Source organism: Chelatococcus caeni (genome assembly GCF_014196925.1).
Classification (GTDB): Bacteria; Pseudomonadota; Alphaproteobacteria; order Rhizobiales; family Beijerinckiaceae; genus Chelatococcus_A; species Chelatococcus_A caeni.
This window is the reverse complement of sequence record NZ_JACIEN010000008.1, coordinates 210,108-235,367: the sequence shown is the minus strand read 5'-3', so window position 1 is coordinate 235,367 and position 25,260 is coordinate 210,108. Positions and strand designations below refer to the sequence as shown.

Annotated in this window: 32 protein-coding genes; 26 read left to right on the top strand and 6 right to left on the bottom strand. The window is 65.7% G+C overall.

Translation table 11 applies throughout. From position 1 onward, the window contains the following. Positions 1 to 2 precede the first annotated feature (2 nt). From flgA to GGR16_RS23975, 10 genes are all read left to right on the top strand, one after another. A complete protein-coding gene (gene flgA / locus GGR16_RS24020) occupies positions 3 to 488 on the top strand; it encodes a flagellar basal body P-ring formation chaperone FlgA (protein WP_040404804.1) in 486 nt (161 codons plus the stop codon). Further along, complete coding sequence (gene flgI / locus GGR16_RS24015; protein WP_019402936.1) at positions 485 to 1,597, top strand: flagellar basal body P-ring protein FlgI; 1,113 nt, start codon at positions 485 to 487, stop codon at positions 1,595 to 1,597. Before flgA ends, flgI begins: the two co-directional genes overlap by 4 nt. Before the next feature lie 88 nt (positions 1,598 to 1,685). After that, the gene (locus GGR16_RS24010; RefSeq protein ID WP_246373281.1) at positions 1,686 to 2,192 is read left to right on the top strand and encodes a MotE family protein; all 507 of its coding nucleotides are present in this window, start codon (positions 1,686 to 1,688) and stop codon (positions 2,190 to 2,192) included. Continuing rightward, on the top strand, positions 2,192 to 2,908 hold the full coding sequence (gene flgH / locus GGR16_RS24005) for a flagellar basal body L-ring protein FlgH (RefSeq protein ID WP_019402934.1): 717 nt from the start codon (positions 2,192 to 2,194) through the stop codon (positions 2,906 to 2,908). Before GGR16_RS24010 ends, flgH begins: the two co-directional genes overlap by 1 nt. Before the next feature lie 45 nt (positions 2,909 to 2,953). Beyond that, complete coding sequence (locus GGR16_RS24000; protein WP_019402933.1) at positions 2,954 to 3,433, top strand: flagellar basal body-associated FliL family protein; 480 nt, start codon at positions 2,954 to 2,956, stop codon at positions 3,431 to 3,433. 14 nt (positions 3,434 to 3,447) lie between these two features. Next, complete coding sequence (fliP, locus tag GGR16_RS23995) at positions 3,448 to 4,218, top strand: flagellar type III secretion system pore protein FliP (RefSeq protein ID WP_425486601.1); 771 nt, start codon at positions 3,448 to 3,450, stop codon at positions 4,216 to 4,218. 138 nt (positions 4,219 to 4,356) lie between these two features. Continuing rightward, the gene (locus GGR16_RS23990; RefSeq protein WP_183318623.1) at positions 4,357 to 5,541 is read left to right on the top strand and encodes a DUF262 domain-containing protein; all 1,185 of its coding nucleotides are present in this window, start codon (positions 4,357 to 4,359) and stop codon (positions 5,539 to 5,541) included. After that, positions 5,510 to 6,193, top strand: coding sequence for a HEPN domain-containing protein (locus GGR16_RS26615; RefSeq protein WP_183318621.1), 684 nt, complete (start codon positions 5,510 to 5,512; stop codon positions 6,191 to 6,193). Before GGR16_RS23990 ends, GGR16_RS26615 begins: the two co-directional genes overlap by 32 nt. Before the next feature lie 215 nt (positions 6,194 to 6,408). Then, the gene (locus GGR16_RS23980) at positions 6,409 to 6,780 is read left to right on the top strand and encodes a DUF6152 family protein (protein ID WP_183318653.1); all 372 of its coding nucleotides are present in this window, start codon (positions 6,409 to 6,411) and stop codon (positions 6,778 to 6,780) included. Further along, positions 6,777 to 7,262: a DUF2214 domain-containing protein gene (locus GGR16_RS23975; protein ID WP_183318619.1), complete on the top strand. Its 486-nt coding sequence runs from the start codon at positions 6,777 to 6,779 to the stop codon at positions 7,260 to 7,262. Before GGR16_RS23980 ends, GGR16_RS23975 begins: the two co-directional genes overlap by 4 nt. Before the next feature lie 14 nt (positions 7,263 to 7,276). On the opposite strand, the gene flhB is transcribed toward GGR16_RS23975, so the two are convergent. The 6 genes from flhB to motA all read right to left on the bottom strand — a co-directional run bounded on the left by flhB (position 7,277) and on the right by motA (position 12,129). Beyond that, positions 7,277 to 8,392 carry a flagellar biosynthesis protein FlhB gene (gene flhB, locus GGR16_RS23970; protein ID WP_183318618.1) on the bottom strand — a complete coding sequence of 372 codons (1,116 nt, stop codon included), beginning with the start codon at positions 8,390 to 8,392 and terminating at the stop codon, positions 7,277 to 7,279. An 87-nt stretch (positions 8,393 to 8,479) separates the two neighbouring features. After that, the gene (locus GGR16_RS23965) at positions 8,480 to 9,532 is read right to left on the bottom strand and encodes a flagellar motor switch protein FliG (protein ID WP_019402928.1); all 1,053 of its coding nucleotides are present in this window, start codon (positions 9,530 to 9,532) and stop codon (positions 8,480 to 8,482) included. Next, positions 9,532 to 9,921 carry a flagellar motor switch protein FliN gene (gene fliN / locus GGR16_RS23960; RefSeq protein WP_019402927.1) on the bottom strand — a complete coding sequence of 130 codons (390 nt, stop codon included), beginning with the start codon at positions 9,919 to 9,921 and terminating at the stop codon, positions 9,532 to 9,534. Before fliN ends, GGR16_RS23965 begins: the two co-directional genes overlap by 1 nt. 35 nt (positions 9,922 to 9,956) lie before the next feature. Continuing rightward, on the bottom strand, positions 9,957 to 10,325 hold the full coding sequence (locus tag GGR16_RS23955; protein ID WP_019402926.1) for a hypothetical protein: 369 nt from the start codon (positions 10,323 to 10,325) through the stop codon (positions 9,957 to 9,959). Further along, positions 10,306 to 11,244, bottom strand: coding sequence for a flagellar motor switch protein FliM (locus GGR16_RS23950; RefSeq protein ID WP_019402925.1), 939 nt, complete (start codon positions 11,242 to 11,244; stop codon positions 10,306 to 10,308). Before GGR16_RS23950 ends, GGR16_RS23955 begins: the two co-directional genes overlap by 20 nt. Before the next feature lie 3 nt (positions 11,245 to 11,247). Then, the gene (motA, locus tag GGR16_RS23945) at positions 11,248 to 12,129 is read right to left on the bottom strand and encodes a flagellar motor stator protein MotA (protein ID WP_019402924.1); all 882 of its coding nucleotides are present in this window, start codon (positions 12,127 to 12,129) and stop codon (positions 11,248 to 11,250) included. Positions 12,130 to 12,297: 168 nt separating this feature from the next. Here motA and GGR16_RS23940 point away from each other — a divergent pair, with 168 nt between their 5' ends. From GGR16_RS23940 to GGR16_RS23865, 16 genes are all read left to right on the top strand, one after another. Further along, on the top strand, positions 12,298 to 13,083 hold the full coding sequence (locus GGR16_RS23940; RefSeq protein ID WP_019402923.1) for a DUF1217 domain-containing protein: 786 nt from the start codon (positions 12,298 to 12,300) through the stop codon (positions 13,081 to 13,083). A 1-nt stretch (position 13,084) separates the two neighbouring features. After that, entirely contained in the window at positions 13,085 to 13,810 is a 726-nt protein-coding gene (flgF, locus tag GGR16_RS23935) for a flagellar basal-body rod protein FlgF (RefSeq protein ID WP_019402922.1), read from the top strand. 7 nt (positions 13,811 to 13,817) lie between these two features. Next, a complete protein-coding gene (gene fliI, locus GGR16_RS23930) occupies positions 13,818 to 15,140 on the top strand; it encodes a flagellar protein export ATPase FliI (RefSeq protein WP_019402921.1) in 1,323 nt (440 codons plus the stop codon). Positions 15,141 to 15,227: 87 nt separating this feature from the next. After that, the gene (locus tag GGR16_RS23925; RefSeq protein WP_019402920.1) at positions 15,228 to 16,436 is read left to right on the top strand and encodes a flagellar hook protein FlgE; all 1,209 of its coding nucleotides are present in this window, start codon (positions 15,228 to 15,230) and stop codon (positions 16,434 to 16,436) included. 36 nt (positions 16,437 to 16,472) lie between these two features. Then, complete coding sequence (gene flgK / locus GGR16_RS23920) at positions 16,473 to 17,885, top strand: flagellar hook-associated protein FlgK (protein WP_019402919.1); 1,413 nt, start codon at positions 16,473 to 16,475, stop codon at positions 17,883 to 17,885. 5 nt (positions 17,886 to 17,890) lie between these two features. Continuing rightward, on the top strand, positions 17,891 to 18,934 hold the full coding sequence (locus GGR16_RS23915) for a flagellar hook-associated family protein (RefSeq protein ID WP_183318616.1): 1,044 nt from the start codon (positions 17,891 to 17,893) through the stop codon (positions 18,932 to 18,934). A gap of 21 nt (positions 18,935 to 18,955) precedes the next feature. Then, positions 18,956 to 19,303, top strand: coding sequence for a flagellar biosynthesis regulator FlaF (gene flaF / locus GGR16_RS23910; protein ID WP_019402917.1), 348 nt, complete (start codon positions 18,956 to 18,958; stop codon positions 19,301 to 19,303). After that, positions 19,300 to 19,746: a flagellar biosynthesis repressor FlbT gene (gene flbT, locus GGR16_RS23905; protein ID WP_026015264.1), complete on the top strand. Its 447-nt coding sequence runs from the start codon at positions 19,300 to 19,302 to the stop codon at positions 19,744 to 19,746. The genes flaF and flbT overlap by 4 nt, the downstream gene beginning before the upstream one ends. A 30-nt stretch (positions 19,747 to 19,776) precedes the next feature. Next, positions 19,777 to 20,178, top strand: coding sequence for a flagellar hook assembly protein FlgD (gene flgD / locus GGR16_RS23900; RefSeq protein WP_019402915.1), 402 nt, complete (start codon positions 19,777 to 19,779; stop codon positions 20,176 to 20,178). A 4-nt stretch (positions 20,179 to 20,182) separates the two neighbouring features. Beyond that, the gene (locus tag GGR16_RS23895; RefSeq protein WP_019402914.1) at positions 20,183 to 20,449 is read left to right on the top strand and encodes a flagellar biosynthetic protein FliQ; all 267 of its coding nucleotides are present in this window, start codon (positions 20,183 to 20,185) and stop codon (positions 20,447 to 20,449) included. A gap of 36 nt (positions 20,450 to 20,485) precedes the next feature. Then, a complete protein-coding gene (flhA, locus tag GGR16_RS23890) occupies positions 20,486 to 22,573 on the top strand; it encodes a flagellar biosynthesis protein FlhA (RefSeq protein WP_053193292.1) in 2,088 nt (695 codons plus the stop codon). Next, on the top strand, positions 22,570 to 23,325 hold the full coding sequence (gene fliR / locus GGR16_RS23885; RefSeq protein WP_019402912.1) for a flagellar biosynthesis protein FliR: 756 nt from the start codon (positions 22,570 to 22,572) through the stop codon (positions 23,323 to 23,325). The genes flhA and fliR overlap by 4 nt, the downstream gene beginning before the upstream one ends. Positions 23,326 to 23,328: 3 nt before the next feature. After that, positions 23,329 to 23,727 (top strand): hypothetical protein, encoded by a 399-nt coding sequence (locus GGR16_RS23880; protein ID WP_019402911.1) that lies wholly within the window; start codon positions 23,329 to 23,331, stop codon positions 23,725 to 23,727. A 73-nt stretch (positions 23,728 to 23,800) separates the two neighbouring features. Further along, positions 23,801 to 24,328 (top strand): rod-binding protein, encoded by a 528-nt coding sequence (locus tag GGR16_RS23875; RefSeq protein WP_183318613.1) that lies wholly within the window; start codon positions 23,801 to 23,803, stop codon positions 24,326 to 24,328. Continuing rightward, positions 24,325 to 24,786: a hypothetical protein gene (locus tag GGR16_RS23870; protein WP_246373279.1), complete on the top strand. Its 462-nt coding sequence runs from the start codon at positions 24,325 to 24,327 to the stop codon at positions 24,784 to 24,786. Before GGR16_RS23875 ends, GGR16_RS23870 begins: the two co-directional genes overlap by 4 nt. Then, the gene (locus tag GGR16_RS23865) at positions 24,783 to 25,235 is read left to right on the top strand and encodes a hypothetical protein (RefSeq protein ID WP_026015261.1); all 453 of its coding nucleotides are present in this window, start codon (positions 24,783 to 24,785) and stop codon (positions 25,233 to 25,235) included. The genes GGR16_RS23870 and GGR16_RS23865 overlap by 4 nt, the downstream gene beginning before the upstream one ends. The last annotated feature ends 25 nt before the right edge of the window (positions 25,236 to 25,260 follow it).

Genomic DNA, 25,260 nt, shown 5'->3' with positions numbered 1-25,260 from the left:
CCATGGCAACCGGCACGGCATCGCGCATGTTCGGCCAGACCAGGCTCCTGGCCGGCCTCGCCGCCGTGCTGGCGGCGTTCGCGCCGGCCCTTGCGCTGGCCGACATGCTGCCGGTGCCGGCGGCGACCATCCGCCCGGGCGACGTCATCACCGAGAGCATGCTGACCGAACGGGCCTTCCCGCCCGGCTACACGGCGCGCTTCGCCACGGTGGAGGACGCCCGGCAGGTGATCGGCAAGAGCGCCCGGCGCGTGCTCCTGCCAGGCAACCCGATCCCCTACAACGCGGTGAGCGAGCCCGAGATCGTCAAGCGCGGCGTTGCCGCGCGTCTCGTCTTCGAGGCGGAGGGGCTCGTCATCACCGCGCTCGCGACGCCCCTGCAGTCGGCAGGCGCCGGCGAGTTCATTCGCGTGCGCAACGTCGACAGCGGGCTCATCGTCTCGGGCATCGTGCAGCCGGACGGGTCGATCCGGGTGGGCATGCCATGAAGCGGCTCGTGCTCGCCATCGCGGCCTGTCTCGCCGGTGCGCTGACCCTTGCCGGGCCGGCGCCGGCCGCGACGCGCATCAAGGACATCGCCAGCATCCAGGGCGTGCGCGACAATCAGCTCATCGGCTACGGCCTCGTCATGGGCCTGTCCGGCACGGGCGACACCTTGCGCAACTCGCCCTTCACCGAGCAGTCGCTGCAGTCGATGCTCGACTACATGGGCGTCAACGTGCGCGGCAGCAACCTGCGCACGCGCAACGTCGCGGCGGTGATGGTGACGGCCAACATCCCGGCTTTCGCCGGTGTCGGCTCGCGCATCGACGTCACCGTGTCCTCCATGGGCGATGCGACGTCGCTGCGCGGCGGCACGCTGCTCGTGACGCCGCTGACGGGTGGCGACGCCCAGGTCTATGCCGTCGCCCAGGGGCCGATCGCCGTGTCCGGCTTCTCCGCCCAGGGCGAGGCGGAGACGCTGACCCAGGGCGTGCCGACGGCCGGGCGCATCCCGAACGGCGCGCTCGTCGAGCGGACGGTGCCCGGCGGGCTGCGCGACATCGGGCGGCTCGTGCTCGAGCTGCACAATCCGGATTTCCGGACGGCGGCGAGCATCGCCGACGCGATCAACGCCTATTCCATGCGCCGCTTCGGCCGCCGTGTCGCCGGCGAGCGCGATTTCCGCAGTGTCGTCCTGGAGCGGCCGGCCAACATCAACCCGGCGCGCTTCATCGCCGAGATCGGCGAGCTGCGGGTGGCGCCGGATACGCCGGCGCGCGTCGTCATCGACCAGCGCACGGGGACCGTCGTCATCGGGGCCGACGTGCAGATCTCGACCGTCGCCGTCACCCACGGCAACCTGACGGTCCGGGTCACGGAAACGCCCATGGTCTCGCAGCCGGAGCCGTTCGCGGAGGGGGCGACGGTGGTCGTGCCGCGCACCGAGATCCAGGCGCGCGAGCAGACGGGACGCGTCGGCATCATCGAGGGCTCCAACCTGCAGACGCTGGTGCGCGGCCTCAACCAGGTCGGCCTGAAGCCGAGCGACATCATCTCCATCCTGCAGGCCATCAAGACGTCGGGCGCCCTGCAGGCCGACCTCGTCGTGCAGTGAGGCCCGCGTGCGGCGCGAAGGGACAGGCGGAAAGAGGATGCGGGAAGACATGGTCAACCCGTGCGGCAGGGCAGAAAGGTCGCTGATCATGCGCATGTTCGCCACGATCACCGTTGCGGTTGCGATTGCCGGCTTCGGCGGTGCAGCCGCGGCCCAGGATGCGGTGCAGACGGCGCGTGCCCAGGCCGAGGCAGCCCGTGCCAATCCCTATTGCGCCAATGTGGCGGACGCGGCGGCGGACGCCCGCTTCGCCTGGCAGATGCAGACGCTCTCCTCGCTCGAGAAGGACATCGAGCAGCGCATCGTCCAGCTGGAGAAGAAGCGCGCCGAATACGAGGAATGGCTGCGCCGGCGCAACGAATTCCTGAAGCAGGCGGACGAGGGGCTCGTCGCCATCTTCAGCCGCATGCGGCCGGACGCCGCCGCCCAGCAACTCGCCAGCCTCAAGGACGAAAAGGCGGCCGCCATCATCGCCAGGCTCAACCCGCGCATCTCCAGCGCCATCCTGAACGAGATGGAGCCGGGGCGTGCCGCCCAGCTCACGGGCACGCTCATCGACAGCGCACCGCGCGAGCGGGCGGCGGAGAAATCGTGATGAAGACGACCGTTTGCGGCACTTTCGCCGTTCTCCTCGCGCTCTTCGCCGGCGGCTGCGCCGTCAAGGTGGACGAGATCGGGCGCGAGCCCAATATGACGCCGGTGGGCTACGGCCTCAACGTGCAGCGCGAGCCGCTGCCGACGACGGCCTATGCCGCCTACAAGCGGCCGGGCAGCTATCATTCGCTGTGGTCCGGCCGCACGCGCGACCTCTTCGCCGACCCGCGCGCGCGCCAGGTCGGCGATGTCATCACCGTCACCATCCTGATGGACGACAAGGCCCAGTTCGACAACGAGAGCGACCGCTCGCGCAACTCGAACGTCAACTTCGGCCTCGACCTCGGCTACGGCAACAGCACCACGAGCGACTCGATCTTCGGCAACCTCGCCATCAATTCGCGCTCGAACACCAAGGGCAAGGGCCAGATCGACCGCTCCGAGAAGCTGCGGCTCACGGTGGCCGCGGTGGTGACGGAGGTGCTGCCGAACGGCAACCTGCTCATCAGCGGCTCGCAGGAGGTGCGCGTCAACTACGAGCTGCGCGTCCTCAACATCGCCGGCATCGTGCGGCCGTCCGACATCTCGCGTCACAACACCATCGCCTACGACAAGATCGCCGAGGCGCGGGTCGCCTATGGCGGGCGCGGGCGCAGCATGGAGGTGCAGCAGCCGGCGCTGGGGCACCAGATCTACGATCTCATCGTGCCGTTCTGACGCGGCAGGCAGGCGAGAGGCAGGCACATGGCGCGGGCGCCGTTGATGAAGAAGCGGAAGAAGGAGGGGGGCGGCGGCGAGCGCTGGTTCCCCGCGCTCGTCATGCTGACGCTGATCGCGCTCGGCGTCGGCAGCCTGTCGGGCATCCACCTCGCCAATACCGTCAAGCGCCTCGCCAATGCGGAGAAGGAAGCGGCGCAGAGCGCGTCGCGGCCCCTCAAATATTCCGGCAACACCGTCATCAAGACGCTCGAGCCGGTGGTGGCGAACCTCTCCGAGCCGGCCGACGTGTGGGTGCGCCTCGAGACCTCCATCATCTTCGACAACGGCACCATCGAGAATCCGGACGTCATGAGCGGCGAGATCCGCCAGGACATGATGGCCTATGTGAAGACGCTGACACTGGCCCAGATCGAGGGGCCGAGCGGTCTGCAGCATCTGCGCGAAGACCTCAACGAGCGGGCCCGGGTGCGCGCCGACGGGCGCGTGCGCGAGCTGCTCATCGAGACGATGATCGTGCAGTGAAGGGTACCCGGTCCATGAAGTTGCGTTGTCGACCGCTCCTCGCCGCAGGGCTCGCCCTGCCGATCGTCGCCCTGATGGCGGGTGCCGCCTTCGCCCAGGCCAACAACCAGCTGCCGGACCTCGGCCAGCTCCTGCCGGGCGGCGAGGGCGCGATGACCGGCCGCATCGTGCAGATGATCGTGCTGCTCACGGTGCTGTCGCTGGCGCCGGGGCTGCTCATCATGGTGACGAGCTTCACCCGCTTCGTCATCGCCCTGTCGTTCCTGCGCTCGGGCCTCGGCCTGCAGAGCACGCCGGCGAATATCGTGATGATCTCGCTCGCGCTGTTCATGACCTTCTACGTCATGGCGCCGACCTTCGACAAAGCCTGGGAGGACGGCCTCAAGCCCCTCACCGAGAACCAGATCTCGCACGAGGAGGCCTACCAGAAGGTCTCGGCGCCCTTCCGCGAGTTCATGCTGCGTCACGTGCGCGAGAAGGACCTGCAGCTCTTCGACGACCTCGCCGCCGGCTCCTTCGCGCCGCGCGCCGAGGGCGAGGCGATCGACCTGCGCATCGTCATCCCGGCCTTCATGATCTCGGAGCTGCGCCGCGGCTTCGAGATGGGCTTCCTCATCCTCCTGCCCTTCCTCGTCATCGACATGATCGTCGCGACGCTCGTCATGTCCATGGGCATGATGATGATGCCGCCGACGGTGATCGCCCTGCCGTTCAAGGTGCTGTTCTTCATCCTCATCGACGGCTGGAACATGCTTATCGGCGGGCTGGTGCGGTCCTTCTTCTGACAAACACGCGCCTGTCGTGCTCGTAAAACCAAGTCTGCTAATTGGACGTTGCAGGATCCGGATAGTAGCCTATGCTTACTAAGAAGGCTTCCTCGGAGGCCTTCATACCTTATGTTATCAGCATCATTTGAGGGACATATGTCAGACGAGCAGGACATCGAAGCTCAAACTGATCTTCAGAATGATACTGCAATTGAGGATGAACCCGAAGAGGACATTCCGCTCTTTGACAATGGTGTGCCTCCGCGCGACCGAAAACTTCAGACGAACCCGTTTGACTTTATTGTGAGCTCGATAAACTCTCAGATAAATGATGGTTCTATCGTTCTTCAGGATCAGTTTCAGCGCAGGCGTGTTTGGAACGATATTAAGTCGAGTCGGTTGATCGAATCGCTGATATTAAATGTGCCAATTCCAGTCTGCTATTTTGCGGAGATCGAGGATGGGGCGTATGCTGTTGTTGACGGCCAGCAGCGTTTAACAGCTATTTTTAGGTTTATTGATAATCAGTTCCCGCTCCGCGGACTCAAGGTTCGCCCGGATCTCAATCAAAAACGCTTCCATCAGTTGCCTCCGGCGGATCAGAGATTAATTCGATCCAGGACCATCAGATGCATAGTTATATTAAAGGAGTCGCATCCAGACATTCGATTTGACGTGTTCGAGCGCCTGAACACTGCCACGGTGAGCCTGAATCGTCAGGAGCTAAGAAACTCAACGTATCGTGGCGCCTTGAATGATGCTGTAATAGATCTGTGTAATAATCCCGTATTTCTCCGAATTAGAAAGGCGGATACGCCCGACAAGAGAATGCGGGATGCTGAGTTGATTCTTCGTTTTCTTGCATTTCATTTTGGCGCTGAGGAATTTCGCGGTCGATTTACTCGTCATTTGGATAATTATCTTGACAGCGGGCGGACATTTGATGGAATTTTGATTCAATCCCATCGCCTGGCTTTTGAGCAGACCATTCAGAAGGTGTTTGATGTATTCGGTGACGAGGCCTTCCGGCGGATTGATCCTAAGGGGCAGCCGGAAAATCAAGTTAATAGTGCCATATTCGATGCATTAATGCTTTCGTTCGCAAGAATAGATTCATCTCTTTTGTTGAAGAGCCAAGCTGTGATCCGCGAAGCGTATCGGGTTGTATGCAACGATCCGGAGTTTATTGATGCCATCAGCCGAGCGACACGTGATACAGCGCGTCTCAACATGAGGCTTGCGAAATGGGCTGCGGCTCTTAACGACCGCGGCATTGAGTGTCCCGTAATTTCATTCGGAAAGCCCGCACATGCAAGCCCCCTCTCTGGTGCGGTTGAATAGCCGATTAAGCGAGATCAGCTGTCTTGTGGGAATTTGCAGATCCCGGCGTGCACGGGGAGCTCGAAACTTTCCGAAAGAAGAACCTGCGTTGCTCAGGGGTGCTCTGGTTTTATTATCGAGTCATATGGAAGGGTATTTCGAGGACCTCGTTGAGGACATTGTAGATGCAATTGATCCTGGGATTGAAAACCCTAGATCTATGCCGGAGGAAATTCGGATTCGGCAAGTGCTGGGAGAACCCACACGTTGGTCGACACAGGACCATGGACGGCGCTGGCAACTCGTTCGGGCTGCGGCTGAATCGCCTCTTTTCGACGACAGTGCGATACATGTCTCAGGTCAACTTGATCCAGGGCTCCATACCGACAAATTTGGTAATCCTGGTACATCGGAAATAAGAGAGTTATTTAAGACGGTTGGTGTAGCGAATTGTTGGGACGAATTCCACGCTGTCGAGCCTAGAATTACATATAAGAATGAAATTGACGCGATTGTGTCGAGACGAAACCAGATCGCTCATGGGGATATGAATGCAATTGTCACAGATCTAGATATCGAGGGATACATTAGAAATTTTCAGCATACGGCAGAAGTGTTCTCCTGCATTGCTAGGAGTCATGTCACTAAATACTTGCCTAGCTTTTCCTGGTAGAAATCCGGACAAAGTTCCAATCTAGCCACTGGAATATCGTTTCCTAAGATCGAAGCACTATAGCACCTCGGCTGACATGCGCATCTCCCAGATTTGATCGGCCGGTCGTTGACCGGCTGCCGTGCCCTCCCTACCGTTTGCGGCCATCGCAACCGGTGGGAGGGGAGTGCACCATGGGCCCGCAGCCGTCTGCCGGATCCTTCGCGCGTATCCTGATGGTGCGCGTCCTCATCGCATCGATGCTCGCCCTCCCGGTCCTGTCCGGCGCCGCAGCCCATCACGGCTGGTCATGGGCGGATGCGGACCAGATCGAGCTCAAGGGCACAATCCGCGACATCTATATCGGCCCGCCGCACCCGACGCTCGACGTGGAGACGGCCTCCGACGGCGTGTGGCGCGTCGAGCTCGGCAATCCGCGCCAGACGGAGCGGGCGGGCTTCGTCGAAGGCTCGGCCAAGGTCGGCGACGAGATCGTCGCCATCGGCAACCGCTCGCAGGACGCTAGCGAGAAGCGGATGAAGGCCGTGCGGATCACCGTCGGCGGCAAGACCTACGACATCTATCCCGAACGCATCAAAACCAATTGAGCGACCTCTTCAACGAGGCGCTGCAGGCACTCGCCGCCTGGCCGGGCGCGGCGCTGCTGCGGCGCTCGAGCCTCGCCTATCTCCTCGTCAACGCGGCGCATATCGTCTCGATCGGGCTCATCATCGGCGCCATCGTGCCGCTCGACCTGCGGCTGCTCGGCCTCTTCCGGCGCCATCCGCTCGCGGTGCTGGCGCCCTTCCTCGCGCGTATCGCTGCGGCCGGCGTCGTGCTCGCCGTGCTGACGGGCGGGCTCCTGTTCTCGGTGCGGCCGGCGGAATATGTCGCGAACCCGGCCTTCCTGACGAAGCTCGGCCTCGTCGCCTTCGGCGTCGCCAACGCGCTGCTGCTGCGCCGCCGGAGCTCCTGGCAGGCGGCCGCGGCGGGCGGGCCGGTTCATGCCGGCGTGCGGCTCCCGGCGGCGCTGTCGCTCGTCACCTGGATGGGGGCCGTCGTGGCGGGGCGGTGGATCGGGTTTCTGTGAACGAGCCTGGCGGCTTACTTCAGCAGGGGGCGGTCCATGCTGTGCGGGCGCGGTTGGGCGCCGCTGCCGCCTTCGCGGGTGTAGACGTAGTAGAGCACCTGCGCGACGGCCTTGAAGAACTCGGGCGGGATCATGCGGTCGACTTCCGCGGCGTCGTAGAGGGCGCGGGCGAGCGGCTTGTCCTCGATGATCGGGATGTCGTGCTGGGTCGCGATCTCGCGGATCCTGAGGGCGATGAGGTCCTGGCCCTTGGCGACGACGAGGGGCGCGCCCCCTTCCTCGCGCACGTAGCGCAGGGCGACGGCGAAATGGGTCGGGTTGGTGATGACCACGGTCGCCATCGGCACCGAGGCCATCATGCGCTTGCGCGACTGGTCGAGCGCCATGGAGCGCATGCGCGACTTGATGAGCGGATCACCCTCGGCCTGCTTGAACTCGTCCTTCACCTCCTGGCGCGTCATGCGCAGCTCGCGGTGCCAGCGCAGGCGTGCCCACACGAGATCGGCGGCGACGAGCAGGATGGTGGCGACGCAGACGGCCGAGACGAGCCGGAGAGCTATGGTCAGCAGTGTTTCCGGCAGGAGGCTCGGATCGGTGAACATGGCATTTATCGCCCGTGATTGCTCCGAGCCCAGCAGGATGAGGCAGGCCAGGCCGACGACTGTGAACTTGAACAAGGATTTGAAAAATTCAACAAATCCTTGCTTGCCGAAGATGCGTTTGAAGCCGGCCTTCGGCGAGATGCGCTGCCATTTGGGCTGGATGCGCTCGCCAACGACGCGCGGGGCGTTCTGGAAAAGGGACGCGCAGGTGCCCGCGATGGCGATGACGACGATGATGGGCAGAACGAACTGGCCCGCGTCCCAGACGACGGCCTGCATCAGAACGGATGCGTCATGGCCGGTCGCCAGAGAGAACCCGCCGGGCGTGTCGACGAGGCGCGTCAGCCGGTCGCTGAGCCGTGCCCCGTTGTCCCGCGTCAGGAAGGAGAAGGCGATCAGGATCGCGCCGAGCGAGGCGAAGATCGACGTCTCGCGCGAATAGGGCACATTGCCCTTGTCGAGCGCGTCGCGGACCTTCTTCTCGGTCGGCTCTTCGGTCTTGCTGTCCTGATCGGGCTGCTCGGCCATGGCGCGCGCCTGGCGGCACCCTCACTCGCTCCGCCGGCCGGAACCGTCCGGCCGTGCTCCCCCGCCCGCGGCGCCCGCGTGGCCGGCTCAGCGAATGAAGGCGTCGTCGTCTCCTTCGGGGTTGAGGTCGATCTCGCCCCGCCCGGCGAGCTCGAGCGCCAGGTCCGTGATGGAGCGCCGCGCTTCGAGAACGTCGCGCTGGGCAGCCGGCTCGCGGCCGTTGAGCTCGTGCTCCACCATGCGGCGCACGCGCGAGGCGAGCGCGGACAGGATGATCTCCCGGAAGGACTGGTCCGTGCCCTTGAGCGCCAGCACGATCCTGTCGTTGGGGATCTGGTCGAACAGCAGCGTGCGCGCCGCCGGCGTGAGGTTGACGATGTCGTCGAAGGTGAACAGCAGGCCCTTGAGGATCTCCGCCGACTTCGGCCGCGTGGCGCTGAGCGAGTTCAGCACGTCCTCCATATGGTCGCGCTCCATCTTGTTGATGATGTCGGCCATCTTGGCGTGCGTGTCCGCGCCCGCGTTGCGCGAGAAGTTCAGCATGAAATCTTCGTGGATGGTGCGCTCGATGATGCGCATCGTCTCGTCGACGATGGGCTTGAAGGTCAGCATGCGGCGCATGATGTCGTTGCGCATGTCCTGCGGCAGCTGGCCCATGGCCTTGGCTGCGCAGGCGGGCTTGACCTTGGAGAGGATGAGCGCCGCCGTCTGCGGGTGTTCCTTGAGGAGGTAGCTCGCGAGCACGTTCTCGGAGACGTTCGAGATGCGGTCCCAGATCGAGCGGTTGGAGTTGCCCATCAGGCCCGACATGATCTCGGCGATCTGCTCGGGCGGCAGGACGCCCTGCAGCAGTTTCTCCACCTCGCTCGCCGTGCCGAAGAGGTTCTTGCCGGTGGCGAACTGAGCGGCGAATTCCTCGACCAGGGCCTCGATCTGCGGCGCGGGAATGGGGCCGAGCTCGGCCGCCGTGCGCGTGATCTCCTTGATCTCCTCGGACGTGAAATGCGTGAGCAGCCGGCCGGCGGTCGGCTTCTCCATGGCGAGCAGCAGCGCCGCCACCTTCTCGATGCCGCGCGTCAGCGTCCCGCGCGGCACGATCGGTTGCGGTGCCGCCTTCGAGGGGATTGCCGTCGCCGCCATCAGCTGCCGAGCTCGGATCCGGGCGGGCCGACGATCTCGGTCAGCGACACGCCGAAGCGGGAATTGTCGTCTTCGACCACGACCACCTCGCCGCGGGCGATGACACGGCCGTTGACGACGACGTCGACCGGCTCGCCGACGCGGTGGTCGAGCGGCACGATGGCGCCGCGGCCGAGCTTCATGAGGTTCGCGACCGGCATCGTCGCCGAGCCGAGGACCACCTGCATGACGACCGGGATGCGCAGGATGGTGTCGAGGTTGCGCGGGCCGCCGAGCGGCTCGTCCTTGCCCGTCGCCTTGCGCGGCTCGGTGCCCTGGGCGAACAGGGCCTCGTCGTGGGAGGCGGGCTCGCCGAGCCCGTCAAAGTCGTCGTCCGACTTCTGGTTCATTCGATCACTTCCTCGTCTCGAGCCGTTTCAGGGCGTCACGCCGTCGTGTCGTCGCCGACGAGCCGCAGGGCGACGCGCCCGCTGCCGGCCTGGTGCTGGGCGGCCTTCTCCAGGCTCGCCAGGGTGTCGCGCGCCGTGGCGATGCCTGCGTCGAGGCTGGCGAGCGTCTTGCGGGCATCGTCGATGCGCAGGGCGAGCTCGACGAGCGTCTTCTGGCCGTCGGCGGTGAAGCTGCCCATGGAATTGCCGGCAGCCTTCAGCGCGTCCGCCGTCTCGTCGAGCGTGCGCTTGTAGTCGTAGTGGTTGCGGTCGAAATGACGCAGCTTGAGGTACGTCGCCAGCACGCAGACGCTCGTCAGGGCGAGCGCGGCGAGAAGGACGTAGTCAACGAGAGAGGACGTCATCGATAAACTCCTGCTCCTGATCGATGTAATCCTCCACGCGCAGCATGTAGGACCCGTCGGATTGACCGAGGCGGCACCAGAAGAGCGGCTGGTCGTTGCCTTCGAGCTTGACCCGGCTGCGCGGCGTCGCCTGCAGTTCGATGACCTGCCCGATCTTGAGATCGGCGATGTCGCCGAGCGCCATCTCCCGCTCCTCGAGCACGGCCCGGAGCTTGACCTCGGTGCGGCTCACCTCGCTGCGGATCTGCTCCGTCCAGCGCGGATCGCGCGTGGAATTGTCGCCGGAGAGCACGCGCGCCAGCGTCTGGCGCATGGGGTTCAGGGCCGACTGCGGGATGATGACGAACATCTCGCCGCCGCGGTTGAGGGCCTGCAGCAGGAACTTGGAGACGACGGCGAGGTTGTTGCGCCGGCCGATCACCGCGAAGTCCATGCGCGTCTCGAGGCGCTCGAATTTGAAGCGCGCGTCCGACACCATCGAGAACGAGGCCTGCAGCGCCTTGCCCACCTGCTCGAAGATGGCCATGGAGATGCGCATCTCGATATTGGTGAAGCCGCGCTCGTCGTCGACGGGCGGCTCCGTGCCGTCGGCCCCGAGCAGCACCTCGACCATGGTGAAGACGAAGTCGCGGTCGAAGCCGACGAGGATCTCGCTGTCCCACTCAGGCACGTTGAACACGCCGGCGACGGCGTTCGCCTCGTAGATCTCGAGGATGTCGCTGACGCGGCCGCTCTCGATGGTCGAGAGCGAGAAATAGGACGGCGAGGCCGAGAGGTGACGCAGGTTGTCGGCGCAGTATGTGGCCATGCGATCGAAGATCACATGCAGCATCGGCAGCCGGTCGAGCGACAGGCCCGCCGCGTCGAGAAGCCTGTCGCGAATGTCGTTGCTGACGGCCTGGCTCATGCTGTTGTCCATGGATCAGGCAGCCTCCGCGGCGGGCGCATCGTTGCGGCCGATGACGGTCTCGTTCTCCACCTCGTCGATGGTCGGCCGCTCGGGCGCGGAGATGGCCTTGCGGCCGTGCTCCAGGGCGATCTGCGGCAGGGCGCCGTTCATGTAGGCGAGCAGCGTCTGCTTGACGATGACGTAGATGCGGGCCTGCTTCTCGCGCGTCAGCTTGATCTTCTGCGCGAGCGGCGTGAGCACGGCATAGGACGTGAAGATGCCGATGAAGGTGCCGATGAGCGCGGCGCCGATGAGGCCGCCGAGGATGGCGGGCGACTGGTCGATAGCGCCCATGGCTTTGACGATGCCGAGCACCGCCGCCACGATGCCGAGCGCGGGCAGCGCCTCGGACACCACGGTGAGCGAATTGTAGGGCTTGAGCTTGTGCCGGCGCATGGTGACGAGCTCCTCGTCCATGAGGGACTCGATCTCGTGCGGACGGGCGTTGCCGATGATGAGCAGGCGCACGTAGTCGCAGACGAAGTTCGTCAGCTCCTGGTTCTTCAGCACGCGCGGGAAATTGTTGAAGATCGGCGAGTTGTGCGGATCGTCGATGTGCGCCTCGACCTCGTTGCGGGCCTTGCTGCGCAGCTCGCGAAGCAGGTTGAAGAGGAGGCCCAGGATGGCGAGATAGTCGTCGCGCTTGGGCACGTCGCCGACGATCGCTTCCTTGATCGCCTTGCCGGTGTCCTTCACGGTGGACATGGGGTTGGCGATGATGAAGATGCCGAGCGCGATGCCGCCGATGATGACGAATTCGAACGGCTGCCAGATGACGGACACCTTGCCGCCGAGCGCCATGAAACCGCCGAGCATCGAGCCGATGGCGATGATCAGGCCGATGAAGAAACTCAAGTCCGATCTCCTCCGCTTGCCGGCGTGGTGATTGCCAGTCCTCCCGCTGGGCGGTGATGGCCGTTTTCTATCGCGCGAGGCTTGCGCGGGGCTGAAAGGGCGTGGGGCAGGGACAGGTCAGGCTCGGGCAAGCTAGCGGGTCCAACCTCCTCGCAGGAGGCTGCCGCCATGATGTCGACCCTCGTCAGCTATCAGATGCTCACCAAGGACCTGTCGCGCTCGCTGGAGCGTACGGCGTCGGCGCCGCTGGTCTCGCGTGACAGCAAATATTATCTGGAGAACATCCAGAACGTGAAGTCGATCGACGACTTCCTCGGCGATCATCGGCTCTATTCGTTCGCCATGAAGGCTTTCGGCCTGGAAGACATGATCTATGCCAAGGCCTATATGCGCAAGGTGCTGACGGAAGGCGTGGACGACAGCAAGAGCTTCGCCAACAGGCTGGCCGACAAGCGCTTCGTTGAATTCACCAAGACCTTCAACTTCGCGCGCTACGGCGCGACGACGACGGTCTTCTCCTCGACCCGCGAGGGCACCGTCGAGCGCTACGTCCGCCAGCAGCTCGAGGAGGATGCGGGGGCGCAGAACGAGGGCGTCCGCCTCGCGCTCTACTTCGCGCGCAAGGCGCCGGAGCTGAAGTCCGTTTACGGCATCCTGGCCGACAGGGCGCTGCTCGCAGTGGTCCAGACCGCGCTCGGCATTCCTCAAGAGGCGGCGGCGGCCGACATCGAGGTCCAGGCCAAGATGATCGAGGCCAAGATCAACTTCGAGGATTTCAAGGATCCCGAGAAGCTCGACAAGTTCCTGCAGCGGTATGCGGCGGTCTACGACGCCGTCAATACGCCGCTCACCGTCTCGGCACCGGTGCTCACGCTGTTCGGCAACAGCGGGCAGACGGCGGGGATGGGGGTCGACCTGCTCATGAGCCTGCAGAAGATCAAGACGGGACTGTAAGATGCAAGCTGCGCTCTATGTCGGGCTTTCGGCGCAGGTCGCGCTGGAGCGTCGGCTGAACACCATCGCCCAGAACGTTGCCAACATGTCGACGGCCGGCTACCGAGCCGACGAGGTGAAGTTCGAGACCGTCCTGTCGCGCACGGCGCGGGACTCCGTCGCCTTCGCCACGAGCGGCGAGAACTTCATCTCCCGCCGGGCCGGCGGCATCACCAAGACGGACAATCCGCTCGATCTCGCCATCGACGGGGAGGCGTGGTTCGCCATCACGACGCCGGCCGGCATCGTGCACAGCCGCGACGGGCGCCTGCAGATAGGCAACGACGGCATGCTGCGGACCGTGACCGGCTATCCGGTGCTCGATGTCGCCGGCGCGCCGATCATGATCGAGGCCGATGCCGGCCCGCCGACCATTGGCCGCGACGGCACGCTGAGCCAGAACGGGCAGCAGATCGGCGCGATCGGCCTCTTCACCATCGCGCCGGGCGCCGATCTCGAGCGCTTCGAGGCGTCGGGCATTATCGCGCGGACGGGCGTCGCGCCGGTCCAGGATTTCGTCGCTCATGGCGTCGTGCAGGGCTATGTCGAGGAATCGAACGTCAATCCCATCATGGAGATGACGAAGCTCATCGCCGTCTCGCGCGCCTTCGACAATGCCTCGACGGCGGTGAATGACGGCGAATCCTCGCTGCGCGAGGCGATCCGCAGCCTCGGCCCGTCGACCTGAGCCGGCCATGGACACGCTCGAGCGACTGGCCGCCGTCGTCACGGCCGGGGCACAGGAACTGCCGAGCGTGCGCATTGGCGGCGTGGTGCGGGAGGTAACGCCCACCTACTACCGCGTCGCCGGTCTCTCCCGCTTTCTCAAGCTCGGCGATCGCGTCGCATTGTGTGCTAACGGGCGCGAGCACGCCGGCGAAGTCGTGCGCATCGACGACGGCGGCGCGACCGTGAAGCCGTTCGACGGTTATGTCGATATCGGCATCGGCGCGCGCGCCTATCGCCTCGGCACCATGGCCCTGCGCCCGCACGAGAGCTGGAAGGGGCGCGTGATCAACGCCCTCGGCAAGGCGGTGGACGGGCTCGGGCCGCTCGGCGCCGGCGAGCGCGCCATGCCGGCCGATGCGCCGCCGCCCTCGGCGATGACGCGCGGGCGCGTGACGAAGCCGCTGCGCACCGGGGTGCGCGTCATCGACCTCTTCCTGCCCATCTGCGAGGGCCAGCGCATCGGCATCTTCGCCGGTTCCGGCGTCGGCAAGTCGACGCTCCTGTCCATGCTGGCCCGTGCCAGCGGCTTCGATACGGTGGTCGTCGCCCTCGTCGGCGAGCGCGGCCGCGAGGTGCGCGAGTTCCTGGAGGGTCCGCTCGCCGCGAGCCGGGAGCGGGCGATCACCGTCGTCTCGACGGGTGACGAGAGCCCGATGATGCGGCGCCTCGCGCCGCGCACGGCGCTCAGCATCGCCGAATATTTCCGCGATCGGGGCGAATCCGTCCTGCTCATCGTCGATTCCGTCACCCGCTTCGCCCATGCGGCGCGCGACGTCGCGCTCTCGGCCGGCGAGCCTGCCGTCGCGCGCGGCTATGCGCCGAGCGTCTTCAGCGACCTGCCGAAGCTCCTGGAGCGGGCAGGCCCGGGCGAGGAGGGCAGCGGTACCATCACGGGCGTCTTCTCCGTGCTCGTCGACGGCGACGACCACAACGACCCGGTGGCCGACAACATCCGCGGCACGCTCGACGGCCACATCGTGCTCGACCGCGCGATCGCCGACCAGGGCCGCTATCCGGCGGTCAACGTGCTCGCCTCCATCTCGCGCCTCGCCGACCAGATCTGGTCGGGGGACCAGAAGGAGCTGGCGCTGCGCCTCAAGGGCATGATCGCCCGCTTCGAGGACACGCGCGACCTGCGCCTGATGGGCGGCTACCAGACCGGTTCGGATGCGGCACTCGACCAGGCGGTGACCCTGGTGCCGCGCATCTACGACGCCCTGCGGCAGGACCCCGGCATGCCGCCGAGCGTCGACGCATTCGGCGAGCTTGCGCAGGTTCTGCGCCAGTAGCGCCGGACGGCTGCCGGCAAGCGGCAGCTTCACGCAAGCTTTTGCCCGTTTACTGGGGGCAACCACGGATAGCGAGGATAGGGTCCCATGAGCCTTTATGGTGTGCTGCGCACCGGCGTGTCCGGCATGAATGCCCAGTCGAACAAGCTTGGCACCGTTGCCGACAACATCGCCAACGCCAACACGGTCGGCTACAAGCGCGCCTCGGCGGAGTTCTCCTCGCTCGTGCTCTCCTCGGGCAAGGGCAGCTACAACTCGGGCAGCGTCGTCACCAACATCCGCTATTCCATCAGCCAGCAGGGGCCGCTGGTCTTCACGACGTCCTCTGCCGACCTTGCGGTGCAAGGCAACGGCTTCTTCGTGGTGTCGGACGAAGGCGGCACGCCCTATCTGACGCGCGCCGGCAGCTTCGTGCCCGATAGCGAGGGCAATCTCGTCAACACCGCCGGCTACTACCTGATGGGCTACCCGCTAACGAACGGCAACCCGAACGTCACGCTCAACAGCCTCGACGGTCTCGAGCGGGTCAATCTCGCCAACCTCGCCATGTCGGCCAACCCGACGACGCAGGGTTCGCTCGGCGGCAACCTTCCCATCGCCGCGGCATTGGGCGACACGTTCCAGTCCTCGCTCATCGTCTACGACAACGTCGGCAACAAGGTGCAGTTCAACGTCACCTTCGAGAAGATGACCGATTTCGATCCGCTCGCGCCGGCCAACCAGCAGTGGCAGGTCACCATCGACGGCGTCGAGCCCGCGGGCTGGACGGCCGGGCCGTTCGCGCTCGAGTTCGACACCTCCGGCCAGATCGTCGCCGGCGCGGCGCTGACGCCGATCAACATTCCCAACGGCCAGGCGATGACGCTCGACCTCTCGGGCATGCAGCAGCTCGCCTCCGAGTATGCGCCGCTCGACCCGATCGTGAACGGCAACGCGCCGAGCCAGGTCGACAAGGTGGAGTTCGGCAAGGACGGCACGGTCTACGCCGTCTACGAGGACGGCACGCGCATCGCCACCTACCGCATCCCGCTCGCCAACGTGCCGAGCCCGGACAAGCTGACGCCCGAGGCCGGCAACGTCTATTCGGCCAGCATCGAGTCCGGCAACGTGCAGGTCGGCTTCCCCGGCCAGGCGGGGCTCGGCTCCATCCTCTCCGGCGCGCTCGAGCAATCCAACGTCGACATGGGCGAGGAGCTGACGGCCATGATCGAGGCCCAGCGCAACTACACCGCCAATTCCAAGGTGTTCCAGACGGGTTCCGAGCTGCTCGACGTTCTCATGAACCTCAAGCGCTGACGGGACGTCCTACACAGCCTTGCCGGAGCCCTCGTCATGAGCCTTTCCGTCGCCCTCAACACGGCCCGCTCGTCCCTGCTGACGACCTCGACGCAGATCGCCGTGTCGGGAGCCAATACCAGCGGGGCGCTCGATCCGAGCTACTCGCGCAAGATCGCGATGTCCGTCACGGCCGGCGACGGCAGCGTGCGCATCGTCTCCATCGGCCGGGCGGCCGACACCTCCCTCTACTACCGCATGCTCGACGCCACCTCGCGCACGGCGGCGAGCCAGGCGCGGCTCGAGGGGCTCGACAAGCTGCACCAGACGGTGGGCGACACGGAAGATGCGCGCTCGCCCGCCGCTCGCCTCGGCAAGCTGCTCGACGCGCTCAACCAATATGCCAACGCGCCGCAGGACAAGGTCCTGGCAGGCCAGGTGCTGAGCCAGGCGAGCGGGCTCGTCACGACGCTGAACGAGGCGGCCAAGACCGTCACCACGACCCGCCAGGAGGCGGATGCCGAGATCGCCAAGTCGGTCTCGCGCGTCAACGACCTCCTGTCGCAGTTCGAGGAGCTCAACCGGGCGGTGGTGAAAGGCACGGCGACCGGCGCCGACGTCACCGACCTGCTCGACAAGCGCGACATGGTGCTCGCCCAGATCTCGGAGGAGATCGGGGTCAACGTCGTCACGCGCGAAAACAACGACATGGTGCTCTACACGGACGGCGGCGTGACGCTGTTCGAGACGAGCGCCCGCAAGGTCGAGTTCACGCCGACGCTGGTCTATGGCGCGACGACGGTTGGCAACCAGGTCGTCATCGACGGCGTGCCGGTCACCGGCAACACCACGATGCCGCTGCGCTCGGGCCGCATCGTCGGGCTGATGGAAGTGCGCGACGTGACGACCGTCGCCTACCAAAACCAGCTCGACGAGATCGCTCGCGCCGTCATCGACATCTTCGACACCGGCACGGCGGCGGGCGGGCTCTTCACCCAGGTCGGTCTGCCCGCGGGCGGCGGACTGCGCCCGGGCCTTGCGGCCGACATCCGCATCAACGCGGCCTACGACCCCGACCAGGGCGGCTCGCTCGACGAGTTGCGCGACGGCGACACCAACCCGACCGGAGAAGCGAGCTATTCGGCGCGTCTCTTCGAGCTCATCGACCGGTTCAATGCGACGCGTGGCTTCGACCCGGCCGCCGGCATCCAGACGAGCGGCTCGCTGGTCGATTTCTCCTCCTCCTCGGTCGGCTGGCTGGAGGCCCGGCGCTCGAGCGCGCAGACCGACGCCGCCTACCAGGAAACGGTGCTGGCCCGCGCCTCCGATGCGCTGTCGACCGCGACGGGCGTCAATCTCGACGACGAGCTCGCGCTGCAGCTCCAGCTCGAGCGCTCCTATTCGGCAGCCTCGCGTCTCATCGCGGTGATCGACGAGATGCTGCGCTCGCTCCTCGAGGCGGTGAGGTAAGCGCCATGAAGACGACGTTCATCTCCACTTATTCGCTGCTCAACTCGCCGCGCTCGTCGCTCGTGCGTATGCAGGCGGATGCGGCGCGCCACAACCAGGAGATCGCCACCGGCCGCCATGCCGATGTCGGCCTCACCCTCGGCGGCAGGACGAGCCAGGCCGTGTCGCTGCGGGCCGAGTACGACAACCTGACGGCGATGATCGACGCCAACAGCCGCACCAAGACGCGGCTCGACGTGACGGTCGAGGCGCTCGGCAACATCCGCGCCATGGCCGACGAGTTCCAGGCCGAGCTCCTGTCGGTGCCGCATGCGCAGCGCGGCAGCGAGGTGATCCGCAATGCGGCGCGTGACAAGCTCGCCGCGCTGATCGGGAGCCTGAACTCGGCCGTCGACGGCCAGTTCCTCTTCGGCGGCACCAACAGCGGCGTCACGCCGGTCAACAACTATGCCGCCGGCTCGGCCAACAAGGCCGCCCTCGATGCGGCCTTCCTCGCCGAATTCGGCATGACGCAGGACGACCCGGCCGTCGCCAACATCCCGGCGGCGGACATGGCGACGTTCCTCGACAACGCCTTCTCCGATCTCTTCTTCGACGACGCCCAGTGGGCGGACTGGTCCAACGCCTCCGACAACGCCCAGCGCAGCCGCATCTCGCAGAGCGAGACGCTCACCTCCTCCGTCTCGGCCAACGACGCGGCCCTGCGCCAGCTCGCCGCCGCCTACACGATGGTCTTCGACCTCGGCAGCGACAAGCTCAACACTGAAGCGCTGCAGGTGGTGATCGACAAGGCGACGGAGCTGATGGGCGGCGCCATCGCGCAGATCATCGACATCGAGGCGCAGATGGGCGTGGCCCAGAACCGGATCGAGACCGCCAACACCAACATGGAGGCGCAGAAGAAGATCCTCGCCACCCGTGTCGGGAAGCTGGAGGATGTCGATCCGGCCGAGGCGAAGGTGCGGCTCGACGCGATCCTGACGCAGATCGAGATGTCCTATTCCCTGACGGTTCGCCTGCAGAGCCTCAGCCTGCTCAGATATCTGTAACCCTGTTAGTGAGGCGGACGGATGTATCGGCATTCCTATGCGGAAATCCTCGACGACGCGGCTTCGGAGGGCAGGGCGCGCGAGCGCATGGCCTTCGATCACGCCATCGAGCTGATGCAGGCGGCCGAAGCGAAGGGCGCCGATTCGCGCGAGGCCGTGGAGGCGATCTATTTCCTCAACCGGTTGTGGAACCTCCTCATCGAGGATCTGGCGAGCGAAGAAAACGGACTGCCGCAGGAGCTGCGCGCGAGCCTCATCTCCATCGGCCTGTGGGTTCTGCGCGAAGCGCAGCGCCTCCGGCAGGAGATGGCCGGCAGCTTCTCCGCCCTGATCGAGGTCAACTCCGCCATTCGGAACGGTCTTGCATGAAGCGTTCGATGCAACTGTCGCTGCGTGCCGGCGAGCGTATCTACATCAACGGCGCGGTGCTGAGGGTCGATCGCAAGGTCGCGATCGAGCTGCTCAACGACGCGACCTTCCTCATGGAGAACCACGTCCTGCAGATCGAGGACGCGACGACGCCGCTGAAGCGCCTCTACTTCGTGCTGCAGACGATGCTGATGGATCCGGCCACGGCGCAGGAAACGCTGAAGCTGTTCCGCCAGCTCTTCGATCTCGTCCCCTGCAGCTACAGCCAGGCGCCTGAAGCGCCCTTTCTCGAGACGCTCGAGAAGGTGCGAGGGCTTGCGGAAGAGGGGCGCCCCTTCGAGGCCATGCGCGTCCTGCGCGGTCTCTACTGCGACGAGCTGCCGCTCCTCGACGAGCACGAGCGGGAGGCCGAGGCGCCGCTCCTGCGCAAGCAGGCCGGCTAGGCGCAGGGCCAGACACCCGGGAGAAGACCCATGACCGTACCCTCGGTATCCAACGTGACGAACAACACGCCGACCAATCAGTCGGCGGGCACGTCGAAGACCTCGGTCGATTACGACACCTTCCTCAAGCTCCTCGTCGCCCAGCTGAAGAACCAGGATCCGACGGAGCCGATGGATTCGACGCAGTACATGGCGCAGCTCGCCACCTTCTCGCAGGTGGAGCAGAGCGTGATGATGAACAAGAAGCTCGATTCCCTCCTCGTCGCCAGCTCCCTGCAGCAGATCGACGGGATCATCGGGCGCACGCTGACGACGGCGGACGAGAGCATCTCCGGCACGGTCAAGTCGGTCTGGATCTACGACGAGGGTGCCGTCGCGGAGCTCGAGGACGGCACGCGCGTGCTGCTCGGCCCGGGCGTCAACATCAGCTGAGCCGATGAACGAGGCTGATGCGCTCGACATCGTCCAGATGGCCATCTGGACGATCATCATCGGGGCGGGGCCGGCCGTCGCCGCGGCGATGCTCGTCGGCGTCGGCATCGCGCTCATGCAGGCGCTCACCCAGGTCCAGGAGATGACGCTGACCTTCATTCCGAAGATCCTCGCCATCTTCGTGGTCATCGCGCTCACCGGCTCGTTCACCGGGGCGCAGATCTTCGCCTTTACCGAACAGGTCTACGGCCGCATCACCACTGGCTTCTGAGGCGGCGGGCCGACGCGGCAAACGAGGGAACAGGCGATGTCGGACGTGACGGCGGGGCAGGCGGCGGCAGGCGGGCGCAGGGGGCTCGATGTCGGCTTCGCCATCGGCATCATCGCCATCCTCACCATCCTCTTCCTGCCGGTTCCGACGTTCCTCATCGACATGGGCCTGGCCCTGTCGATCGCCTTTTCCGTGCTCATCCTCATGGTGGCCTTGTGGATCCACAAGCCGCTCGAATTTTCCGCCTTTCCGCAGGTGCTGCTCATCGCCACGATGCTGCGCCTCGCCCTGTCCATCGCCACGACGCGCCTCATCCTCGCCCACGGCGACCAGGGCGTCACGGCCGCCGGCTACATCATCAACGGCTTCTCGCAGTTCGTGATGAGCGGTGACTTCGTCATCGGCATCGTCGTCTTCCTCATCCTCATCACCGTCAACTTCCTCGTCATCACCAAGGGTGCGACGCGTATCGCGGAGGTGGGCGCCCGCTTCACCCTCGACGCCATCCCCGGCAAGCAGATGGCCATCGACGCTGACCTGTCGGCCGGCACCATCGACGAGAAGGAAGCGCAGCGGCGCCGGCGCGAGCTCGAGGAGGAGAGCGCCTTCTTCGGCTCCATGGACGGTGCCTCGAAGTTCGTGCGCGGCGAGGCGGTGGCGAGCCTCATCATCACCGCGGTCAACATCTTCGGCGGCATCATCATCGGCGTCACGCGACACAACATGTCGCTGGCCCAGGCCGCCGACGTCTTCACCAAGCTGTCCGTCGGCGACGGCCTCGTCTCGCAGATCCCGGCGCTCATCGTCTCGCTGGCCGCCGGCCTCCTCGTCTCCAAGGGCGGCACGCGCGGCTCGGCCGAGCAGGCGGTGCTCGGCCAGCTCGGCACCTATCCCAAGGCGCTGTTCGTGGCGGCCGGCCTCATGTTCACGATGGCCGTCGTGCCGGGCCTGCCGTTCCTGCCCTTCGTCGCGCTCGGCGGCCTCATGGCTTTCGTCGGCTACGCCATCCCCCGCCGCATCGCCGAGCGGGAGGCTGCCGCCGCCGCCAAGGTCAAGGAAAAGGAAGAGCAGACCAAGCGCGAGGCGCAGGATTCGGTCAAGGAATCGCTCAAGACGGCCGAGATCGAACTGTGCCTCGGCAAGCAGCTGTCGATGAAGCTGCTCAATGCCCACGGCGAGCTTGCCCACCGGGTCGGCAAGATGCGGCGCAAGTTCGCGCAGCAGTACGGCTTCGTGGTGCCTGACATCAAGCTGACCGACACGTTGTCGCTGCCCGGCAAGACCTACCAGGTCAAGATCCACGGCACCGTCGTCGCTACCCAGGAGATGCGGATCGGCGAGATGCTCGTCGTCACCGGCGACGGCCCGCAGCCGGACGTGCCTGGCGAACTGACGCGGGAGCCAGCCTTCGGCATCAAGGCCATGTGGGTGGCGGAAACCTATTCGAACGAAGTGCGCCGGCAGGGCTTCACCACCGTCGACAACGTCTCGGTGCTGCTGACGCACCTCAGCGAGATCATCCGCAACAACCTCTCGCAGCTCCTGTCCTACAAGGACATGCGCGGGCTGCTCGATCGGCTCGACCCCGAGTACAAGCGCCTGATCGACGACATCTGCCCGGCGCAGATCTCCTATTCCGGCCTGCAGGCGGTGCTGAAGCTGCTCCTCGCCGAGGGCGTCTCCATCCGCAACCTGCACCTCATCCTCGAGGCCATCGCCGAGATCGTGCCGCATGCGCGCCGGTCCGAGCAGGTCGCCGAGCACGTGCGCATGCGCATCGCCCCGCAGATCTGCGGCGACCTCGCGGAGAACGGCGTGCTCAGCGTGCTGCGCCTCGGCAACCGCTGGGACCTTGCCTTCCACCAGAGTCTCAAGCGCGACGCCCGCGGCGACGTCGTCGAGTTCGACATCGACCCGCGCCTCGTCGAGCAGTTCGGCAACGAGGCCTCGCAGGTCATCCGCCGGCACCTCAACGAGGGCGCCACCTTCGTCCTCGTCACCGCGCCCGACGCCCGGCCCTACGTGCGCATGATCGTCGAGCGGCTGTTCCCGACCCTGCCGGTGCTGTCGCACGTCGAGATCGCGCGGGGCATCGAGATCAAGTCGCTCGGAACCATCTCGTGAGCGCTCAGCTTTCGCAGTCGCTCCTCGCCGTCTTCCTGATCTTCTGCCGCATCGGCGGCTGCCTCATCGTCGCGCCCGGCTTTTCGAGCGCACGCGTGCCGACGCGCGTGCGCCTGTTCATCGCGCTCACCGTCTCGCTCGCGCTGACGCCGCTGCTGCTGGGGCCGGTCGGCGCGCGGGTGGGAGATGCGGCTCCGGCCGACATGCTGCGCCTGATCGCTTTCGAGACCTTCACCGGCTTCGTCATCGGCTTCATGGCGCGCCTGTTCTTCATGGCGCTCGAGACGCTGGCCGTCGCCATCGCCATGGCCATCGGCATCGGCGGCATGCTCGGCACGCCGGTCGATGACGGCGAGAGCCTGCCGTCGCTCGCGACGCTGATCACCCTGACGGCGGTCGCGCTCGTCTTCTTCGCCGATCTGCACTGGGAGCTGCTGCGCGGCCTCGTCGCGTCCTACCAGCGGCTGCCGCCGGGCGAGACCTTCGGCACGCGCCTGGCGCTGACGGAGGTCGTCGACAAGCTGACGGACGCCTTCCTCATCGCCTTGCGCATCAGCAGCCCCTTCATCATCTATTCGCTCGTCATCAACTTCGCCATCGGCGTCGCCAACAAACTGACGCCGCAATTGCCGATCTACTTCATCATGATGCCGCTCGTGATCGGGCTCGGACTGTTGATCTTCTACCTTCTCTTCCGTGAATACATGACCCTCTTCATGCTCGGCTTCGCCGAGTGGCTCCGGAACGGATAGCCCATGGACGCCCGCCGCAGACTGGACAAGATGCGCCGCCTCATGGACGTGCAGGAGCGGCTTTGCCGCATGGCGGAGGCGAAGCTCGTCGAAATCGAGCGCCAGCAGGCCGAGCTCTCCCGCGCGCAGACGGACATCCTGGCGAGCCTCAACGAAGGCGAGCCGCTGCACGGCCTGTTCGTGGAAACGATGGCCCGTCATCTCCACCGGCTCGCGGGCCACGCCGGGGAGCTGGAGGCGGCGCGGCAGACGCAGGCGCAGCAGGTGCTGCAGGAGGCGATGAAGCTCAAGCGCGTTGAGCGGCACGCGGCCAAGGTGGCGCGCTCCTCCCGTGAGGAGGAGGACAAGCGCAGCCTCGCGGAGATCCTCGACGCCCTGCAGGCGCGCGCGACGCAAGCCTGACATAAGCCAGCGCGGGCAAATTACCCCACGGCGCACAGACTCTATCCGCTCTGCGCCGTGAAAAGGGTAAGCCATGGCCATTCAGCCGCCGTCGGATATCGTGCTCGAGGTGACGCGCGCCGTCGAGCCGTCACGCTATCAGGCCGCGCTCCAGCGCCTGCAGAGCATGCCGGCGAGCGCCGCCGGCGTCGATTTCGCCGATACCTTCGACGCCGTCCGCCCGCCGGTGCTCGGCTCGACGCACGACGTGGAGGGCGCCCTGACGGCGATGCGCAGCCGCGCCGCCTCGGTGCGCAAGAGCGACGGCGACCCTTATCGGAAATTCGAGGCCTTCGTTCTCCAGAATTTCATCGAGGCCATGCTGCCGGAGAACGGCGAGGTCGTCTTCGGCACCGGGACGGCCGGCAAGATCTGGAAGTCGATGCTCGCGGAGAAGATGGGCGAGCAGGTGGCGGCGTCGGGCGGCATCGGCATCGCCGACATGCTGCGCACGGCCACCGAGCGGTCCCAGCAGGCGAAGCAGCAGTTTGCGCACAACGACGGCGAGGGTGCCGCCGGTCCCCTTCCGGCAGCCGGAACAGGTGAGGAGAACAGAGCATGACGTTCGATGATGTGAACGGGTCCGAGGCCGGCGAGGGACTCGACGCTGCCGAGCGCCGCGGCGAGGCGAGCATCCTTCCCCCCGCCGGGCCGCGGGTGTCCGCCACGGGAACGGCCCTGCTGCGGGCCATGGAACGGCTGGAGTTCGTCGTCGACGTCGAGACCCGTGCACTCGAGACGCACCACGACATCGATCTCGACGAGACCAACCGGCGCAAGAGCCAGATCCTGCTCGAGCTGAGCCGGCTCATGAAGGTGGTCGACCAGGAGCCGATGGAGCGGCAGGTCATCGACCGCATGAGCGGCGTGCGCCAGAAGCTCGCCCGCAACCACGCGGTGCTCGAGCTCAACCTGCGCGCCATGAACGAGGTGGCCGAGATCGTCGCCGCCTCGATCCGCGCCGAGGATTCTGACGGCACCTACAACCCCGCCGGCCATCTCCAGGGTTCCGCCCGATGATGCGTCTGCTGCTGACCGGGTTCTGGGTGGCCGCCATCGCCCTGATGTCGAGCTACGCGACCGCCTACTGGGTCGCGGGCGGCAATCCGCTCGGCACGCAGCAGACCTATCTCGAAGGCCTTGAGTACAAGAAGCTGGCGCCGATGAACGTGCCCGTCATCCTCGATGGCGAGCTCCAGGGCTACATCGTCACCCAGCTCATCTTCACGGCGGATGCGGGCACGCTGCGCGAGATGTCGGTGCCGCCCGATCCCTTCCTGATCGACGAGGCTTTCCGCCGTATCTACGCGGAGGATCGCATCGATTTCCGGAACCTCTCGCGGCAGAACCTGGCCGAACTGCTGCAGGTGATCAAGGACCGGACCAACGAGAGGATCGGTAGTCCGATCGTTCGCGACGTTCTCATCGAAGAAATCAACTACATCAAGAAAGACGAGATGAGGCCGTAGGGCGAAGCCTCATGTCGAGCGTGCA